Annotated in this window: 17 protein-coding genes; 6 read left to right on the top strand and 11 right to left on the bottom strand. The window is 66.1% G+C overall.

Annotation, left to right across the window (positions count from 1 at the left end; genetic code table 11):
- Nucleotides 1-14: 14 nt before the first annotated feature.
- Complete coding sequence (locus tag DU502_RS07215) at nucleotides 15-1,727, bottom strand: glutamate--tRNA ligase (protein ID WP_121920664.1); 1,713 nt, start codon at nucleotides 1,725-1,727, stop codon at nucleotides 15-17.
- 152 nt (nucleotides 1,728-1,879) lie between these two features.
- Here DU502_RS07215 and DU502_RS07210 point away from each other — a divergent pair, with 152 nt between their 5' ends.
- Nucleotides 1,880-2,602: a fumarylacetoacetate hydrolase family protein gene (locus DU502_RS07210; RefSeq protein ID WP_121920665.1), complete on the top strand. Its 723-nt coding sequence runs from the start codon at nucleotides 1,880-1,882 to the stop codon at nucleotides 2,600-2,602.
- Nucleotides 2,603-2,606: 4 nt separating this feature from the next.
- Here the strand turns inward: DU502_RS07210 and DU502_RS07205 are convergent, their stop codons facing one another.
- A complete protein-coding gene (locus tag DU502_RS07205) occupies nucleotides 2,607-3,563 on the bottom strand; it encodes a D-2-hydroxyacid dehydrogenase (RefSeq protein ID WP_121920666.1) in 957 nt (318 codons plus the stop codon).
- Nucleotides 3,564-3,663: 100 nt separating this feature from the next.
- Here DU502_RS07205 and DU502_RS07200 point away from each other — a divergent pair, with 100 nt between their 5' ends.
- Nucleotides 3,664-5,037: an NAD(P)/FAD-dependent oxidoreductase gene (locus DU502_RS07200; protein WP_121920667.1), complete on the top strand. Its 1,374-nt coding sequence runs from the start codon at nucleotides 3,664-3,666 to the stop codon at nucleotides 5,035-5,037.
- Between the two features lie 3 nt (nucleotides 5,038-5,040).
- Here the strand turns inward: DU502_RS07200 and DU502_RS07195 are convergent, their stop codons facing one another.
- The 7 genes from DU502_RS07195 to DU502_RS07165 form a co-directional block, all read right to left on the bottom strand.
- Nucleotides 5,041-6,102: a hypothetical protein gene (locus DU502_RS07195; RefSeq protein WP_121920668.1), complete on the bottom strand. Its 1,062-nt coding sequence runs from the start codon at nucleotides 6,100-6,102 to the stop codon at nucleotides 5,041-5,043.
- A 162-nt stretch (nucleotides 6,103-6,264) separates the two neighbouring features.
- Nucleotides 6,265-7,326, bottom strand: a complete 1,062-nt coding sequence (locus tag DU502_RS07190) for a hypothetical protein (RefSeq protein ID WP_121920669.1) — start codon at nucleotides 7,324-7,326, stop codon at nucleotides 6,265-6,267.
- A complete protein-coding gene (locus DU502_RS07185; RefSeq protein WP_121920670.1) occupies nucleotides 7,319-8,527 on the bottom strand; it encodes an NAD(P)/FAD-dependent oxidoreductase in 1,209 nt (402 codons plus the stop codon). Before DU502_RS07185 ends, DU502_RS07190 begins: the two co-directional genes overlap by 8 nt.
- Before the next feature lie 392 nt (nucleotides 8,528-8,919).
- Nucleotides 8,920-9,342 carry an ester cyclase gene (locus DU502_RS07180; RefSeq protein WP_121920671.1) on the bottom strand — a complete coding sequence of 141 codons (423 nt, stop codon included), beginning with the start codon at nucleotides 9,340-9,342 and terminating at the stop codon, nucleotides 8,920-8,922.
- A 221-nt stretch (nucleotides 9,343-9,563) separates the two neighbouring features.
- Nucleotides 9,564-10,553: a ring-cleaving dioxygenase gene (locus tag DU502_RS07175; RefSeq protein ID WP_121920672.1), complete on the bottom strand. Its 990-nt coding sequence runs from the start codon at nucleotides 10,551-10,553 to the stop codon at nucleotides 9,564-9,566.
- Between the two features lie 91 nt (nucleotides 10,554-10,644).
- The gene (locus DU502_RS07170) at nucleotides 10,645-10,878 is read right to left on the bottom strand and encodes a hypothetical protein (protein WP_121920673.1); all 234 of its coding nucleotides are present in this window, start codon (nucleotides 10,876-10,878) and stop codon (nucleotides 10,645-10,647) included.
- 59 nt (nucleotides 10,879-10,937) lie between these two features.
- On the bottom strand, nucleotides 10,938-11,951 hold the full coding sequence (locus DU502_RS07165; RefSeq protein WP_121920674.1) for a sodium:calcium antiporter: 1,014 nt from the start codon (nucleotides 11,949-11,951) through the stop codon (nucleotides 10,938-10,940).
- Nucleotides 11,952-12,037: 86 nt separating this feature from the next.
- Here DU502_RS07165 and DU502_RS07160 point away from each other — a divergent pair, with 86 nt between their 5' ends.
- Both DU502_RS07160 and DU502_RS07155 read left to right on the top strand, forming a co-directional pair.
- The gene (locus tag DU502_RS07160; RefSeq protein ID WP_121920675.1) at nucleotides 12,038-13,354 is read left to right on the top strand and encodes an MFS transporter; all 1,317 of its coding nucleotides are present in this window, start codon (nucleotides 12,038-12,040) and stop codon (nucleotides 13,352-13,354) included.
- A gap of 61 nt (nucleotides 13,355-13,415) precedes the next feature.
- Nucleotides 13,416-15,062, top strand: coding sequence for a potassium channel family protein (locus DU502_RS07155; protein ID WP_121920676.1), 1,647 nt, complete (start codon nucleotides 13,416-13,418; stop codon nucleotides 15,060-15,062).
- Here the strand turns inward: DU502_RS07155 and DU502_RS07150 are convergent.
- Entirely contained in the window at nucleotides 15,059-16,075 is a 1,017-nt protein-coding gene (locus DU502_RS07150; RefSeq protein ID WP_121920677.1) for an alcohol dehydrogenase catalytic domain-containing protein, read from the bottom strand. The two genes, DU502_RS07155 and DU502_RS07150, sit on opposite strands and share 4 nt — an antisense overlap.
- Before the next feature lie 116 nt (nucleotides 16,076-16,191).
- On the opposite strand from DU502_RS07150, the gene eif1A reads away from it, so the two are divergent.
- Nucleotides 16,192-16,476: a translation initiation factor eIF-1A gene (gene eif1A / locus DU502_RS07145; RefSeq protein WP_049936888.1), complete on the top strand. Its 285-nt coding sequence runs from the start codon at nucleotides 16,192-16,194 to the stop codon at nucleotides 16,474-16,476.
- Nucleotides 16,477-16,719: 243 nt separating this feature from the next.
- Here eif1A and DU502_RS07140 read toward each other — a convergent pair whose 3' ends face one another.
- On the bottom strand, nucleotides 16,720-16,884 hold the full coding sequence (locus tag DU502_RS07140) for a zinc ribbon domain-containing protein (RefSeq protein ID WP_121920678.1): 165 nt from the start codon (nucleotides 16,882-16,884) through the stop codon (nucleotides 16,720-16,722).
- Nucleotides 16,885-17,130: 246 nt separating this feature from the next.
- Here DU502_RS07140 and DU502_RS07135 point away from each other — a divergent pair, with 246 nt between their 5' ends.
- Nucleotides 17,131-17,532 carry a CBS domain-containing protein gene (locus DU502_RS07135; RefSeq protein ID WP_121921008.1) on the top strand — a complete coding sequence of 134 codons (402 nt, stop codon included), beginning with the start codon at nucleotides 17,131-17,133 and terminating at the stop codon, nucleotides 17,530-17,532.
- The last annotated feature ends 11 nt before the right edge of the window (nucleotides 17,533-17,543 follow it).

The following is a 17,543-nucleotide window of genomic DNA, read 5'->3' as shown; positions in this document are numbered from 1 at the left end:
AAACGTTCGGCCGGTTACTCGTGTGCGAAGTACGCCACCGACTCGTCGTCGCCGTGTGCATCGACCCGCGCGAACCCGACCCGTTCGAACTGCACCACGTCGTCGACGGCCGTGTCCGCGAATCCGGGCTCCGCGACGCCCGTCACGTCGTCGTCCATCGTCCGCAGGCGGACGGAAACGTTGTCGTCTGCGGGCGCCCAGTGGATCACCGGCACGCCCTCCTCGCGGACGGCGGTGATGTCGTCGCCGACGTACTCGAAGGAGCCGTCAGCGGTGTGTCGAACGCAGCCGAACCCTTTCAGCCACACCCGCGCGTCCTCGTCCGGTACGTCCGCGGGTTCGACGAGGACGGCGCCGCCAGCGGGCACGTCGCGCCGACCCCGATCCTCGTGTTCGGGGTGGACCGGCGGGTGGCCGGCGTCGGGGCCGCCATCGAGGTCCTTCTCCACACCGTCGCGAACGAAGAAGTACCGGTCCGCTCCGTCGTCGACCAGATCGCGGTTGTTGGCGTAGACGGCGCTCATCGACAGTTCGACGTTGCTCGTGGAGGTGCCAAGTTCGATCATGGCGTCGACGATGGCCTCGCCGCGGATACCCCGGCGCTTCAGGCTGGCGATGGTGGGTGCCCGCGGGTCGTCCCAGCCGTCGAGAACGCCGTCGTCGATCAGTTCCTTGATCGTCGACGTGGAGAGTTTCACGTCGTACTCGTCGACCTGGACGTGACCCCAGTGGACGACTTCGGGGTACTCCCAGTCGAAGTAGTCGTAGACGAAGCGCTGACGCTTCGCGGAGTCCTGCAGGTCGATGCCGCGGATGATGTGAGTGACGCCCGTGAGGTGGTCGTCGACGCCAGACTGGAAGTCGAGCATGGGCCAGCATCGGTAGTCCGCCGCCTCGGGCCGCGGATGGGGGCGGTCGATCATCCGGAAGGCCACCCAGTCCCGCAGCGCGGGGTTCTTGTGCGTGATGTCGGTGCGGACGCGGAGCACCATCTCGCCGGCGGAGTAATCGCCGTCGATCATGGCCTCGAACTCCTCCCGGGTCGTCTCGGCGTCCTTGTCGCGGTGCGGGCAGGGTTCGCCCGCGTTCTTCAGGTCGGAGAACTCGGCCTGCGGACAGGAACAGGTGTAGGCGCCGCCGCGGTCGATCAACTCGCGGGCGTGGTCGTAGTAGGTTTCGAGGCGGTCGCTCGCCCGAAGCACCTCGTCGGGGTCGAAGCCGAGATACTCGATGGCGTTGAGGATGGCGTCGTAGGCGTCGAGGTCCGGGCGCTTGGTGTCGGGATCGGTGTCGTCGAACCGGCAGATGAAGCGGCCGTCGTACCGCTCCTTGTACGTCCCGATCACCGCCGGCATCCGCGCGTGGCCGAGGTGCCACGGGCCGTTCGGGTTCGGTGCGGCGCGCATGACGACGCCGTCGTCGACGTTCGGCAGGTCGGGAAGGGGGTGTTCGTCCGCCTCGTCCTCGGCCTCCAGTTCTTCGAGTTCCTCGGGCGCGAGTTCTTCGAGTTGTGCCCGTCGCTCGTCGGCCGAGAGGTCGTTCACCTCCGCGACGATGCCGCCGATGACGCCGGGAATCTCGTCGGCATGGGGGCGAAAGTCGGGGTTCTCGCCCATCAGCGGGCCCATAACGGCGCCCACGTCCGCGTCGCTGTCGTACTTCACCGCGTTGAGGAGTGCGTGTCGCCGCGCCGCTCGCTCGACACGTTCGCGCAGTTCGGAGTCCATTACGCGTCAGTTCCGGCCGGCGGGTAAAAACAGGCGTGGATCGGGGGCCACGGGTAGGGGTACGTCATATGTTATCACTCAACATACAAGAGCGTTTCGCGAACGGACGGCGAATCCACAAGCGGTTAGTCGGTCGGACGGGACGGAGGGGTATGAAACGCGCACGCATCGCGGTCGACGGTGAGATTCACGCCGGCGAGTACCGTGACGGCGTCGTCGAAACGGACGCCGGACAGTTCGTCGTCGGTGAGGACGGCCACCTCGCACCCCCGTGTGAGCCGTCGGCGCTCTACTGTGTCGGCCGGAACTTCGCCGAGACGCTCGACCAGATGGAGTACGACGTGCCGGACCAGCCGGCCTTCTTCATCAAACCCCCGGCCTCCATCGTCGCCCACGAGGAGCCGATTCCCTACCCAACCTTCTCCGACGAGGTGACGTACGCGGGCGAACTCTGTGCCGTGATCGACGAGCGGTGTCACGACCTGGAGGAAGACGAGGTGCCCGACGTGATCCGTGGCTACACCATCATGAACGACGTGGACGCCCTCGATCAGCCCGGGCGGACGGCGCGCAAGGCCTTCGACGGCTCCGGCCCGCTCGGCCCGTGGATCGAGACGGACCTCGATCCCCACGGCATCGACATGTACACCGACGTGAGCGGCGAGCGTCGACAGGAGGCCAACACCGAACTGATGCTGTTCGACCCCTACCACATCGTCTCCTTCCTCTCCGAGCGGTTCACCTTCCGCCCCGGCGACGTGATCGCGTTCGGCAGTCCCGCGAACCCCGGCCTGATCGAACCCGGCGACACCGTGGAAATCTGGTACGAGGGCGTCGGGACGTTGCGGAACGAGGTCGCGCCACCGGATCGGTAACGAGTTACACCACCTGATTCTCCAGCCCCGCCGTCTCGCCGGTCTCCTCGATCCGCCGGAGGTTCGTCGCGAGGATGTCCGCGAGGCGGTCGTAGTATTTCGGCGTGTTGCCGGCGTTGTGGGGCGTGATCTGGACGTTCTCGAACGACCAGAGCGGGTGATCCGCGGGGAGGGGTTCGGGATCGGTCACGTCCAGCGTCGCGGCGCGGATGTCGTCGTCGCGAAGCGCGGTCACGAGGTCGTCGGTGTCGACGATGGGGCCGCGGGCGACGTTGACGAGGAGGGCGTCGGTGCGCATCGACGCGAGGGCATCGGCGTCGATCAGGCCACGCGTGGTGTCCGTCAGCGGGCACGCGAGGATCACGTAGTCCGCGCGGGCGAGGGCGCTGTGGATCGAATCGAAGCCGACCACCTCGTCGGTCGGGCCGCCCTTCTCGGGCGTGTACCGGACGCCGATGGTGTCGACGCCGAAGGCGTCCAGTCGCTCGACGAGCGCCTCCCCGATGGCACCGAGGCCGACGACGGCGGCGGTGCTGTCGTAGAGTTCGCGGACGGGGTACGCCTGCCAGTGGTTGCGCTCCTGTTGTTCCCGCGCCCGCCGGAACTGGCGCTCGTGGGCGACGAGGGCACCGATCACGTACTCGGAGATGTTGGGGCCGTGGACGCCGGCGGCGTTGGTGACGGCGACGCCAGCGTCCGCGAGGGCGTCGATGTCGAGATGGCCCGTCCCCGCGTAGGCGCAGGCGAACAGGTCGAGATTCTCGGCGTGGTCCAGCCACGACGTGTCGAAGTGGATGCCCGTCGCGACGCGGGCGCGCTGGATCAGGTCACGCTCCTCGTCGGGGGTGGTGGCGACGGCCACCTCGTGATCGGGGAGGCGGTCGCGGAGTTTCGCCCCGTACGACGACGGGGACATTCCGTGGACTTTCTGTCGCAAGACGAGGATATCCGGCTCGGTCATGGGTGGGGTTGCAGCCGCCTGCGTTAAAGAGGCTACGAGGACGGCGAACCCTCCGACTCGTTCCGGGCCATTAATAGCCCCACCCGTTCGGAGATAGGATATGGAACACGTGGACGTGGCCGTCGTCGGCGGCGGGCCAGCCGGCGCGTCGGCGGCCCACGCGGCCGCCGACGCCGGTGCGTCCGCGCTCGTCTTCGAGAAGGGCGTCCCCCGGGCGGACCGCGAGGGCCTCGGCCCCGACTCGACCGACGCGGCCGGCATCCTCGACTACTGGGTCGACATCATGGGTATCCACCCCGACGAATTCCCCGACGGCATCGTGTTGTCGGAACTCGACCGCGCGACGTTCGTCGGGCCGAGCGAACGCTGCGTCCTCCGCAGTACCGGCATCGAATCGTCGTACGACACCTTCGGCTACACCTTCCACCGGGCGCGCTTCGACGACTGGCTCCGCGAGCGCGCCGAAAACGCCGGCGCCGACTACCGCGTCGGCGTGAGCGTCAAGGACGTGGAGACGGACCTCGACGGCGACCCGCGTCACACACTCCGCCTCGCCAGCGGCGACGCCGTCGGCGCGGACTATCTGATTCTCGCAGACGGCCCACAGCGCACCGTCACCAACCGCGTCCTCGACCGCTTCCTCCCCTTCCCCGTCACCGACCGTCTCGGGACGACGACGGCCAACCACATCGCGTATCAGGAACATCGGCGACTCCCGCCCGCGGTGGCGGAAGAACTCCGGGGCTCGATCACGTTCTGGTGGGGGTACATCCCCGGCCACACCGCCTACCCGTGGATCTTCCCGAACGACGACGACGTGGCTCGCATCGGCCTGACGATGCCCATCGGCCTCGACATCGACGCCGTGGCCGACCGCGACGCGTACGCCCTCCTCCGCCCAGAGGACGAGTCGATCCCGAGCGGGAGCGAGTACCTCCGGCGCCTCCTCGAACACGAGTACGGCGACGAGTACGACGTGCCCGGCGACTTCCCCCTCGTCGAGGACCGGGGCAAGTCGAAAGGGACCGAAACCTACCCCATCTCCTCGACCCGTCCCGTCGACTCGCCGGTCGGGGCGGACATTGCCGTCGTCGGCGGCGCGATGGGCACCACCTCGGCGTTCCACGAGGGCGGCGACCACGTGGCCGTCCGTACCGGACGGATCGCAGGTGACCTCGCCGGCAGTGGCGACCTCTCGGGGTACAACGACGCGTGGAAGGAGGCCATCGGCGACGAGATTCTGCGGAACGTGACGATGGCCGACATGGCGCGGGACTACCAGCCTGCGGACTGGGATCGGATCTTCCGCACCGCGCGGAAGATGCTCGCCGACGAGTCGGGGGACGAACTGCTCACGCGGACGTTCGCCGCCGGGTGGGACGCGATCAAACTCCTCGTCAGTTACCGGTGGCAGAAGCGGAAGCTCCGGAAGAAGGGCTACGCGAGCGTTCGAGAGGACGAGTACGTCTACTGAGCGTTACAGCAGTTCGGGGAGGTAGAATTCGAGCAGGAGAAAGAGAAGAGGCAAAACGAGAGAGCCAGCGAGCCGAGTGAGAATATCGATCTGCATCGGGTAGAGGCGGACGCTGTTGAACTTATCGAAGGCGTTCTGGACGCGCTGGAGCTCCAGCCGTCGGTTCAGTTCCCCCAACTCGCCGCTCCCGGGGTCGCCCATCTCCGCGCGGACCTCGGCGTACTCCTGACGGAGTTCTTCGAGTTTCCGGTCGCGGAGTTCCTGCGCCCGCCGGTTCACCTTGACCGTCGGATAGACGAATGACGCGAGGATCGTCAGAATGTACACGCCGGTGAAGCCGAAGATGACGACCGACGACGCCCCCCGGGAGACGAACCGAAAGAGCAGTGGAAGAAACAGCGATCCCGTGGAGAACAGGAGCGTCGTCCGGATCGCGCAGTAACCGACGTTGCTCAGCCCGCCGAGATTGTCCGGGTGTAAGGGATCGATCGTAAGATCGAGCTCGGAGAGTTCGCGGACCAGCAGAATCGTCGTCACGGGCCCCATGAAGCCGTGTCCGAGGACGCTCCCGATGTAGAGGGCATACAAGTACGTCGTCCAAAGGAACACACGGGCCGATCCCACCATCCCCTGCGCTTGCAGGACGTCCCTGCTCGCGTAGACGATGAGCACCGTGGCGAGTGTCCAGAACAGCGACACCGAGAGTCGATGCTCGCTGAAGAACGTCGTGTACTTTTTCGCGAGGTGGTCACGCTCCGACTCCGAGGGGAGCAGTTCGTGAGCGCGCGAAAAAAACCGCGGCAGGACACGCTCGTCGTAGTACCAGATCAGGAACGGGCCGAGGTTCACCCACAGTAATCCGAGCGCCGAAGCGATCAGGAACGGTGTCGACATCGTGGACCACCGCAGGACGGTGTACGCGGCTGCCAAGAGGTCCCACACGAGCCCGAATTTCACGACGCTCACGAGAATCGGATTCTCGATGCCGAACACCCCGCTGTTGAGCTGCTCGCTGATCCAGTGGGAGCCGTAGTCGTACTCGGATGAGGCCGCTTCGACCGACATCAGAACGTGCTCCCGTGAGTCCCCGTGATCTCTCTGCCGACCGTCTCAACACTGCGCCAGCCGACGAGGTGCTCCGACATACGTTACGGGTATGATTGAGACACTCCCGTACAAAATTATTGCTCGGACAGACGGGGTGCTCCGGCTGAGGGTAGCGCCCCGTCAGAAGAGATCGCTAACCCAGATTTCGAGAAAGAGAAAGACGAGCGGCAAGAGCACCGACCCCGCGAGTCGGAGGAGGATGTCGATCTGCATCGGATACAACTGGACGTTGTCGTAATCCTCGTACGTGGAGCGGATGCGCTGGAGTTCCATCTGCCGGTTGAGATCCGCGAGTTCGTCGTCGGAGTCGGCCTCGATCTGGGCACGTAGTGCAAACGTCCGTTGCTGGAGGTTTTCAAGGATCTCGTCGCGTAACGACGCCGCCTTCCGATTGACTTTGAACGTCGGATAGGCGAAACTCGCGACGATCGTCAAGAGATACACCAGAACGACGGACAGGATCACCGCACCACGACCGGTGCCAGCGGCCAGTCGGAAGGCGAGTGGGAGGAACAGCGACGCCGACGAGAAGAGCAACGTCGTCCGAATCGCGTAGTAGCCGACGGTGCTCAGACCCCCGAGCCGGTCTGGGTGGAGCGGCTGAATATCGAAATCCAGTTCGACGAGCCGTCGGACGGTTCGGATCGTCGTGATCGGGCCGACGAATCCAGGACCGGCGAGTATCCCGCCGAGATATATCGCGTAGCCGTAGGTGAGCCAGAGGAAGAGTTGCCCGTCACCGGCCATCCCGCGCTGACGCAGCAAGGGCGTCCCGGCCCACGCCACGAGCAGGATGCCGATAGCCCAGAAGATGGAGACGAGAACCCGTGGTTTGGCGAAAAATCGGTTGGCCTCTGCCGCCACGTCGGTTACCTGTTCGGGATCCGAACAGAGGTCGCGAAACTGATCGAAGAACCGCGGCATCACTCGCTCGTCGTAGTACCAGATCAGCGCTGGCGCGAAGTTGACCCACAACAGGACGAGCGCGGACGCGAACAGAAACGGGAGCGTGAGGTGTTGCCACTGCGTGACGACGTACGCCAGCGAAGTGAGATCCCAGACGAGGCCGAACTTGATGACGCCGGTCAGAACCGGGTTGTCGATGCCGAAGATGCCGCTCTCGCAGTGGGCGCTGATCCAGTGCGTGTCGAAGTCGAACGTGTCGGCGTCGCCCTCAGGCATTGTTCCGTGGAGCGTCGTACTCCCAAGAATCACGATAGGCGTCGTAGACACGACGAAGTATTCCGGGGTTGAGTCCCAGTTTGAGCAGGGTCGACGGCTGGCGCGCCAGACGGGTGACGACGGCGGACGGACGCCGCGTAATCTCGTCGATGGTCAACCCCTCCAGCGCCTCCGCGACGGCGCCGAGCAGGTACGGGTCCTCGTGCTCCACCCAGGCGCCCCGCATGAGATGTGCCAGCCGGTACTCCGAGCGCATCAGTTCGTAGAGTCGCTCGGGATACGTCGCTTCGGCACCCTCCTCGAGGAGGTCCCTGAGGAGGTAGGCCGAGCGAATCCCCTGACAGATACCTTCACCCTGATACCGGTTGGCGATGCCGGCGGCATCACCGATCAGGAACACGTTGTCGTCGGGGAAATACACGTTCTCGGGAGAGAGACTCGGTCCTCGTGGGATGGTGTAGACGTTGACCTGACTCCGGTCGGGCACGGGGAATCCACATCGCTCGGCGGCCTCGGCCAGGGCTTCGAGGTAGTCGTCCGGCCGCTGCTCCCCCGCCCATCCGATCCCGACGTTCGCTCGGGTGGCCGATTTCGGGAACGACCACGCGTAGCCGACGTACCCCTCGAAGAAGATGCGTGGCCAGTCGGCGTAGTCCGCGAAGTCGCCGTCGACCGTCGCGTTCAACGCCACCATATCCCCCGTGTAGTCCGTCGTTCGGTCACGGGCTTTGAGCGTCAGCGCCGGCTGCCCGGTCGCGTCGAACACGTACTCGTACGCGTCGACGATGTCTTCGTACTCGGCGATGGAGACGGATCGTCCCGTCCGAAATTCGACGCCCACCTCGCGGAGTCGTTCGGCCCACCGGCGTTCGACCCGATCCCGTTCACAGATGTAGCCCGGGTCGCATCGGAGTTTCGACGTTGCGATGGGGTCGGCCGACTGAGGGCGGTCAGTGCCCTCGTAGATGCGGAGGTCGAACCCCCGAACGTCGTTGACGAATCCGTTTTCCGGCGTCTTTTCGAGGGGGATGAGCGTCGAGTCGTTGATCGCTTCCCCACAGTCGACGCGTTTGTCGCTGTACTCCTGCCGTTCGAACACGACGATCTCGTCGAACGCCGAGAGTTCCCGTAACCCCTCGGCCATGGCCAAGCCGGAGACGGATCCGCCGAGTATTGCCGCACGGCGTCGTTCGTCACTCATTAATTGTAGCAACTGACAGAGAGGTTCGCTACTATAATTAACTTTCCCGGTCGGTGAGGGGTCGACGAGTTGACGCCACGCCGTCGCCCTCCGCAAGGCGTTAACCTCCGCGACCCGTACGCTCGGTCGCGTGCCTCTAGTCCCCGCCCGAGCACGCCCGTCAGGGCGCGATGACCGCGCGGAGAACCCGGGCACGTGATACGGAGTGGTGGCACGTCACGCCACTCGCCCGGCACGAGGGTTAGCCGGCCAACTCGGCACGCCGCCAGGGATGAGGCCGGACGTTAGTGTTCCGGGCGACACTTCGATTTTACACACGCCAGCGGCGCGTTCGATGAACCGTACGGTACCGAGCGTCGGGTCCACAGACGGACCCGCACGCGGGACGGGCCTCACTCGGATATCGCTCCCAGTTGTTGCATGAGCGTGAGATAGTCGATCTGGTGCCACATCTCGACGACGCGCCCGTCCGCTAGCCGGTCGATGAAGAGGCCGGAGAACTCGACCTCCTTGCCGGTCGGTTCGATCCCTAAATCGGGGAGCAGTCCCTCGTGAGTCCCGGTGAGGGTCCACTGCCCACAGAGTAGTTCGTCTTCGACGAACATCGGTTCGAACTCGAGTTCGAAGTCGGGAAACATCGCGGCGACGCCCTCGGCCCACGCCGTGTACTCGTCCCGGCCGTGCAAGTCGTCGTCACCGATCATGTGGCCGACGAACTCCTCGGCGATGAACTCCTCGGCGAGGGCGAGATTCCGCTCGTTCCAGAATTCGTCCATCTGTTCGGCGATTCGGATCGTAGTCTCTCGGTCAGTCATGCCTATCTGCCTCGACGGTCGGGACGTACGTTCTTGTTAGACATCTAACTGTTGGTCGCTCCCACGGACGGTGAATCGTCTCGACGGCACGAACGAGCGAACAGCCGTCTCGGGAGAACGAGGCGGTCGAGGAAACGGACGTGGGACGTGTCGTCCGGATCGTGGACGGAGACGTAGTAGTCGAACGCGAGGACGAACCACGCGCTGACCTCTTCGTCCGATCAGTCGTCGACTTCGGCCGTCTCCGCTCGCGGAATCGTCACGTCCGGCAGTCCGGCCTCGATCTCCTCGCGCCGATCCTCGAAGCGCCCGGGGAGGACGAGTCGACCGCCGAGGTCGTCGAGCGGTTCGTCGCTGTCGTAGCCCGGCCCGTTCGTCGCGAGTTCGAAGAGGACGCCGCCGTGTTCCCGGAAGTAGACCGAGCGGAACCAGTGGCGGTCGATCTGTTGGGTCGGGTTCAATCCACGAGACCGGACGGCCGACCGCATCGACGACTGATCCTCGTCGGTCGGCGTCTGGAAGGCGACGTGGTGGACCGTCCCGTGGCCCTGCCGCCCGCCCTCGATGGTCGGGAGCACGTCGACGTACTGGCCGACGGGACCGGTAGCGGCGAATCGCGTGCGCTCGTCGCCGGGCGTGTCGCCCTGTGCCTGCTCGGTGCCGGTCTCCTCCAGTCCCATCGTCCGAAGCAGTTCCATCGTCGGCTCCGGGTCCGCGAGCCAGAGCGTCACCGAGTGGAAGCCGCGGATGGCGTACTCCGCGGGGACGAACTCGGTCCACGGGACGGTGGGATCGTCGTCCGGGATCTCGACTTCGACGAGTTCGACCGGCAGGTTGTCCGGGTCGGTGAAAGGGAGGACCGTCTCGCCGAATCGCTCGACGCGGTCGCCGTACGAGACGCCGTACTCGTCGAATCGGCCCTCCCAGTAGTCCAGACTCCCCTCGGGGACGCGGAAGGCGGTCCGGGAGACCTGTCCGCTCCCGACCTTCCCCTGCGGGAGGTCGGTCCACGGGAAGAAGGTCATGCTCGTCCCGGGCGTCCCCGCCGCGTCCGCGAAGAAGAAGTGGTAGGTACCGGGATCGTCCTGGTTGATCGAGCGCTTGACGAGTCGGAGGCCGAGCGTCCCGACCCAGAAATCCATGTTCCGCTGGGGGTCGCCGGCGATACACGTGACGTGGTGGATGCCCGGTGTGGGCGTCGGATCGGTCATAGCGGGTGTACGCGCCGGAGGGACTTGAATAGGTGCTGACGTGAGTGTTACCGGGTTACGACGGCGCCGCTACGGGGTCGGACGCCGACGCTCACGCCCGGCCGCCGGCGAGGGCTTGCTGGAGGACGTGCCCCAGAAAGCCGACGCCGGGCACGGCGAAGACGGACGCGTGGACCCAGGGGCTGTAGGTGATGCCGTCGGGTTTCGTGACGAGGAAGACGCCGTAGACGGCGAGCATGATCACGATCCAGAGACCGGTGATAACGAGAAACGGGATGGCGTTTCGAATCGCGTCGGTGACGGACGTGCGCAGGCTTGGCGTCATGGTCGTGATGTGGGTAGGGAAGGGCAAAAGCGACAGGACGGCACGAACGGGGTCCCCCCTCAGATACCCTGCACGGTGTCGAGGATCCCCACCGTTTCGAGGATCATCCACCCCAGAAAGCACGCGTACAGGCCGAGGAGGGCGTAGGCCTCGGGGTTCGTGAGTTCGAGGTGCGTCCGCGTGACGACGACGAAGACGATGGTGGCGAAGGCGAGAAAGCCCATGAGGGGGATGGCGACGAGGAAGTTCACGGTGGCCGACCCGGCGAGGAGGACGCCGATGGGGATGGCGACGAGGAGGTTGAACGTGTTGCTCCCGAGGACGTTGGTGAGGCTGGTCACGTCCTCGTCGTCCGCGGCGGCACGGACGCTGACGAACGTGTCCGGCAGACTCGTCGCCGCCGCGATGACGGTCAGCCCCCAGAGGAACGGCGGGGTTCCGAAGGCGGCGCCGAAGTCGAGTGCGGCGCTAACGATGCCCTCGACACCGACGGCGATGACGAGCAACGCGACGGCGAGGAGCACCCACTCGCGGCGCGGGTTCACGTCCGTCGGCCGGCGGGCCGTGTGGTCGCGCGTATCCTGATACTGGAGGAAGACGTAGACGCCGTAGGTGACGAGGGGCAGGACGGCGAGCGTCGGCGTGAGGATCGCCGCCTCGTTGGTGCCGCCGGGGACGTACGTCGCCCCGAGCGCGAAGGTCAGAAAGAGGACGAGGACGCTGATGATGTAGAACTGGGCGTCCTTGTGGACGATGTCGCGCGTGGCTTCGAGTTCCTCGCTGACGAGCGCCGAGACGGCGGGGATGACGAGCAGGTTGAAGATGGCGCTGCCGACGATGGCGCCGACACCGAGCGAGAACTCGCCGTGGACCAGGGTGCTGATGACGACGGAGCTGAGCTCCGGGAAACTGGAGCCGACGGCCACGACGACGGCGCCGTGGACGGCGGCCGGGAGGCCGTAGTGCCCACTGAGGCGGGCCGCGGAGCGTTCGAGTCGCTCGCTTCCGACCCAGATGACCGCCGTCGAGACGAGAGCGAGGACGATCGGGACGAGGAGGCCGTATCCGAGCACGGCCGGTGCATCGGCACACGGTAGCAAAGGGTTGTCCCTTCCGACGGCCGCCAAAGGATAAGTACCGGGCGCGGGACGGATCGACCGTGTCCGACCGATGGCTCTACGGCTGGGGACTCGCGTCGATCGGCCTCGGCGGCGCGTCGCTGATCGTCCCGCTGTACGCCGTCGAACTCGGCGGGGGACCGATCACACTCGGCATCCTCGCGGCGGCCGCGGCCGCCGCAGGCGCGCCGGGTGCGCTCGTCGTCGGTCGCCTCGCCGACCGAACCGGCCACCGACGGGGGTACGTCCTCGGCGCCATCGGCGTCGTCGCCGCGGGTCTCGCGGTCGTCGCGGCGGTCGACGCCATCCCGGTCGTGATCGCCGCCAACGCCGCCATCTGGTTCGCGTTCGCCGCGGCCACGCCCGTCCTCACCCTCCTCACCGTCGTCGGCGCGCCGGAAGCCGACTGGAGCGACCGGATCGCTCGCCTCAACGAGTGGCAGGGCGTGGGGTGGGCGCTCGGGCTACTGGTCGGCTTCCTCGTCATCGTCGGCGGCGAGCGACTGCTGGGGCTGGACGCACTCGCTCTGCAACGGGCGGTCTGTCTGGTCTGTGCCACCAGCGCAGGCGTCGGCGGCCTCGTCGCGGTCCGGACGCTCCCGGCCGATCCGGGTGCAGGGACGGGGCCAGCCCCACGACGGCTCCGGCGAGCGCTCCGCGGAGCCGCCCGGTTCGGCGTCCGTGGGGCGGGCTTCCCCTTTACGCCGGCTCGGATGGACCCGCGCGGCCTCCACCCGCGACGGTTCGCTCGCCGGTTCACGCCCACGCTCGCGCTGTATTTCGCCGCCGTCACCCTCGCGTTCGCGGGGTTCGGCGCCTTCTTCGCCCCCCTGCCTGCATACCTCGGAAGCGCTGGCTTCGGCGACGACGCCGTCTTCGGCCTCTATCTCGCACTCAACGTCGGCGCGGCCGTCTTCTTCGGCGCCGCGGGGACGCTCGTCGAGCGCTACGAGGTGACGCTGGTCCACGCGGGGAGTCTCGCCGTCCGCGGGGTGGCGCTCCCAACCGTCGTGCTGCTGGGTGGCGTCCTCGTAACGACGCTGCCGCTGTTCGTCGTCATCGGAGTGACGTGGGCGGTGATCGCCGTCTCGGCGGCCACGCTCGTCACGCAACTCGCGCCGCCCATCGTCCGCGGAGAGGCGCTCGGCGTCTACAGCGCGCTCTCGACGTTTGCGAGCGGGGCCGGGAGCATCGTCGGCGGAGGGCTCGCGGCGGCGGGGTACGTCCAAGCGTTCGGCCTCGCCAGCGGGCTGATCTTCGCGGGGGCAGCTGTCGTGCTAGTCCTCTGGCGGCGCGTCAGTAACGGCTCGGCGGCCGCGGAGCGGACGGGGTATTCCGCCACGGATCGCACGGAGTAGACGGCTGTCGCTGGCAGCCTGCGTCCGAAACGCTGACCTTGCGGGATACTCCCTATGGGCTATGGACACCTGGCAGCGCCGGACCCTGCAGTACGTCGTCGTCCTCACCGGGGTGATGTTCGGCTACGCCGCCGTCTACGACACCGGGATGAGCGCCTTCGAGGGCGAGGCCATCAGTTACCTCCACGCGCTCCAGGTCGTCGTCGAGACGTTCACGACCACCGGCTTCGGATCCGACGCGCCGTGGACGAGCGCCGAGATGAACGTCCTCGTCATCGTGATGGATCTGACGGGCGTCGTCCTCATCTTCCTCGCGCTGCCAGTGCTCGTCTTCCCGCTTTTCGAACAGGCCATCTCGACGACGGTGCCGACGACGGCGAGCGAGGACATGGAGAATCACGTCGTCATCTGTACGCTGACGCCGCGGGGCGAGACGCTCGTCGAGGAACTCGACTCCTGGGGCGTCGAGCACCTGATCCTCGAACCGGACCGCGAACGGGCGAAAGACCTCTACGAGGACGGATACACCGTGATCCACGCCGATCCCGAATCGGTCGACGGGATGGAAGCGGCCCGGCTCCCCGAAGCGCGGTGTCTCGTCGCCGACGACTCCGACCCCGTCAACACGAGCATCGTCCTCACCGCGAAGGAAGTCGCGGAGGACGTGCGGACGGTGAGCGTCGTCGACGACCCCGAACGCGAGCGCTACCACTGGCTCGCCGGCACCGACGACGTGCTCTCGCCGCGGTCGCTCCTCGGAGAAGGCCTCGCCTCGAAGGTGACGACGGGCATCTCGGCGGAGTTGGGCGAAGCCATCGAAATCGGTGAGGACTTCGAGGTTGCCGAACTGCCGATCCAGCGGGGGAGCGACCTCGTGGGGCGGACTATCGCGGAGAGCGGCATCCGCGAACGCGCCGGCGTGAACATCATCGGCGCGTGGTTCCGCGGCGACTTCGAGAGCCCGCCGTCACCGGACGCGACGCTGGACAACGGAACCGTCCTGCTGGTCACGGGCCACGAGGCACAACTCGAACGGCTCAAGGAGATGACCACGTCCGACGTGCGCCGGTTTCGCCGCGGACGCACCGTCGTCGTCGGCCACGGCGAGGTGGGCACGACCGTCACCAACGCGCTCTCGACGGCGGGCGTCTCGAACGTCGTCATGGATCTGGTGGAGGAGCCAGGCGTCGACGTGGTCGGTGACGCGACCGACCCCGACGCGCTCGCGCGGACGGGTATCGAGGACGCTCGGACGGCCATCCTCGCCATCCCAGACGACACGCTCACCGAGTTCGCCATCCTCGTGATCCGGGATCTGAACCCCTCCATCGAACTGATCGCACGAGCGGAGGAGACGGAGAACGTCCAGAAGATGTACCGCGCAGGCGCGGACTACGTCCTCTCGCTCGCGACGGTCAGCGGACGGATGCTCGCCTCGTCGATTCTGGAAGACGAGGAGGTCATCTCGCTGGACAAGCAGGTCGATGTAGTTCGCACCCACGCGCCGGGGCTCGTCGGGTGGACGCTCGGGGAAGCGAACGTGCGGGCGCGAACCGGCTGTACGGTCGTCGGCGTCGACCGCGACGGCGAGGTCATCACGGATCTCGGCGCCGAGTTCCGCATCCGGGAGGGCGACGAACTCATCGTCGCCGGCACCGACGAGGGGACGAACCGGTTCACCGAGATGATGGGCTCCGGGAGCGACTAGTCCATCGTCACGACGAGTTTGCCGATGGCGTCGCGGTCCACCATCGCCTCGAACGCCGCTCTCGTCTCGTCGAGTGGGAAGGTGCGGTCGATCTGCGGGTCGAGGTCGCCGGCGGCGACGAGTTCGACCAGTCGCTCCAGATCCGTCTGGGTCCCCATCGTGCTCCCGATGACGCGCTTGTGCCCCCGGAACAGGTCGGCGATGTCGATTTCGGAGGTCGGTCCGGCGGTCCGCCCACAGATCACCATCCGTCCGCCGCGGCGCATCAGGTCGAGACCGAGGCCAGTGTAGACACCGCCGAGGTGGTTGATGACGGCGTCGGGTGTCCCGATGTCCGAGACGGCCTCGCGGAGGTGGTCGGGATCGGTCCCCTGGACGGTGTGGTCGGCCCCGAGGTCGGAAACGGCGTCGAGTTTCGACGCCGAGGACGAGGTGCCGACCGTGCGGACGCCGCGGAGGTCGGCGAGCTGAATCGTGGCGACGCCGACGCCGCCGGTCGCGCCGGGGACGAAGACGAGGTCACCGGGTTCGACCTCGGCGCGCCGGAGCATGTGGTAGGCGGTCAGATAGGCGGTCGGGAGCGCCGCCGCGGTCGTCGCGTCCACGTTCTCGGGCAGGGGGATCAGCCGGTCGGCCTCGACGCAGGCTTGCTCCGCGAGACCGCCGTGGTACAGCGAGTAAGATTCACAGAGGTTCTCCGGACCCTCGCGGCAGAAGCGACAGGACCCACACGTCTCGTTCGGGCAGAGGACGACACGGTCGCCGGGAGCGACGCCGGTGACACCGTCGCCAACGTCGCGCACGACGCCCGCGACGTCGAGACCCGTGACGAAGGGCAGGTCGGTCGGATCGATCATTGCCGACGCCCCGTTCAGAATCCAGAGGTCGTGGTGGTTGATAGAGCACGCCTCGACGTCGATTAGGGCCTCGCCCGGGCCGGGCTCGGGTGTCGGTCGCTCGACGAGGTTCACGCCGTCCGGTCCGGTCAGGTCGGTGAAAGCTGCAGCACGCATCGGCCGTCCGTTCGCTCCGAAGAAGGAAAGATTGTGGGGCAGAACCACGCGACCGCCGTGCCACGCGCTAACGGGCGTCTCCGATTACTTATCTGTGCGGACCGCCTAGTACGGGTATGAGCGAAGAAACCGGGCGCCGGAACCTCCGGATGCCCGACGACGACGAACTGTTCGCGGTGGTAACACAGCACAACGGCGGGAACCACGTCCGCGTCCGATGCGAGGACGGCGAGGAGCGAATGGGCCGCATCCCCGGCCGCATGAAGTACCGAACCTGGATCAACGAGGGCGACGTGGTCCTCGTCGAACCCTGGTCCTGGCAGGACGAGAAGGCGAACATCGAGTGGCGCTACTCGGGACAGGACGCCGACCAGCTCCGACGCGAAGGCCACATCGACTGATCGGCCCGCATTTTCGCACGCTTCCGACGGTGAGACGCGTCTCGACCGACAACGTGTCCCAATTGATCGAACTCCGTGGCTCCGTTGAAACCCGCAACAGTGGCTAGGAGTCGCGTGCGGCATACAGAGAATGTAGTCAGCGAAATTCGGCTGGTCACTCCGACCATTACGAGCCCACAGAGCCGGTAAAAGGATGCACGAACCGATCGACATCCAACCAGCGGGCAGTTCCTGACGAGAAGGTCACGCTACGGGTTCGACCGTCTCTTCCCCGCAGTGGGGACAGTACTCGTAGTTTTCAGACACTGGCTTCTCACAGGAGCGGCAGACGTACTCGGCCTCCTTTCCGTCTACGAACGTCCGTTTCGCTTCCTCGAACTTCTTGCCGGCTTCCTCGAATAGACTCATCGTTCAACGGAGGTGAGGAAACCGAATAAGGGTTGGGTAGAGTGCCAGACAGTCAACGATCACCACAGACGACAGTGGAGGTGCTGAATAGGCGCCCGCTCTTCACCACGTCTCTGTGAGACGGCCCCGTCAGGACACAGGACGTCCGTTCACGTCGATGACGAGAGAGTGTGCCTCCGACCTCGGTGGCGTTAACCCTCTCGGTACCCAAATAGTTGTATGATTGATCAGTCGGTCGCAGACGTGATGGCAGACTCCGTCCAAACTATTACCCGGGAGACGACTGCGAGCACGGTTGCAAGGCTGTTTGCAGAGGACGACATCGGTTCAGCGCTCGTCGTCGATTCCGAGACGGGCGACCTCGTCGGAATCGTTACCGAATCGGATATCATGCATCAGGTTGCCACTGACGCCGATATCACCGTTGTCTCGGTGAATTCGTTCATGACCACGCCGGTGATCACTATCCCCAGTACGGAATCCATCTACACCGCAGCCACACTGATGAAAGACCACTCGATTCGACGGCTCCCCGTCGTCGATGACGGCAACCTCGTTGGAATTCTGACCACGACGAATCTGATCCACTATCTACCTCACCTGCGAACCCGTATCCTTCGAGGGAGAGACGAGCTTTCCGGTCAATGACGGCTTTCGAA

Origin of the sequence: Haloplanus aerogenes, assembly GCF_003856835.1 — an archaeon.
Taxonomy (GTDB): domain Archaea; phylum Halobacteriota; class Halobacteria; order Halobacteriales; family Haloferacaceae; genus Haloplanus; species Haloplanus aerogenes.
This window is presented reverse-complemented; position numbering and strand designations above follow the sequence as displayed.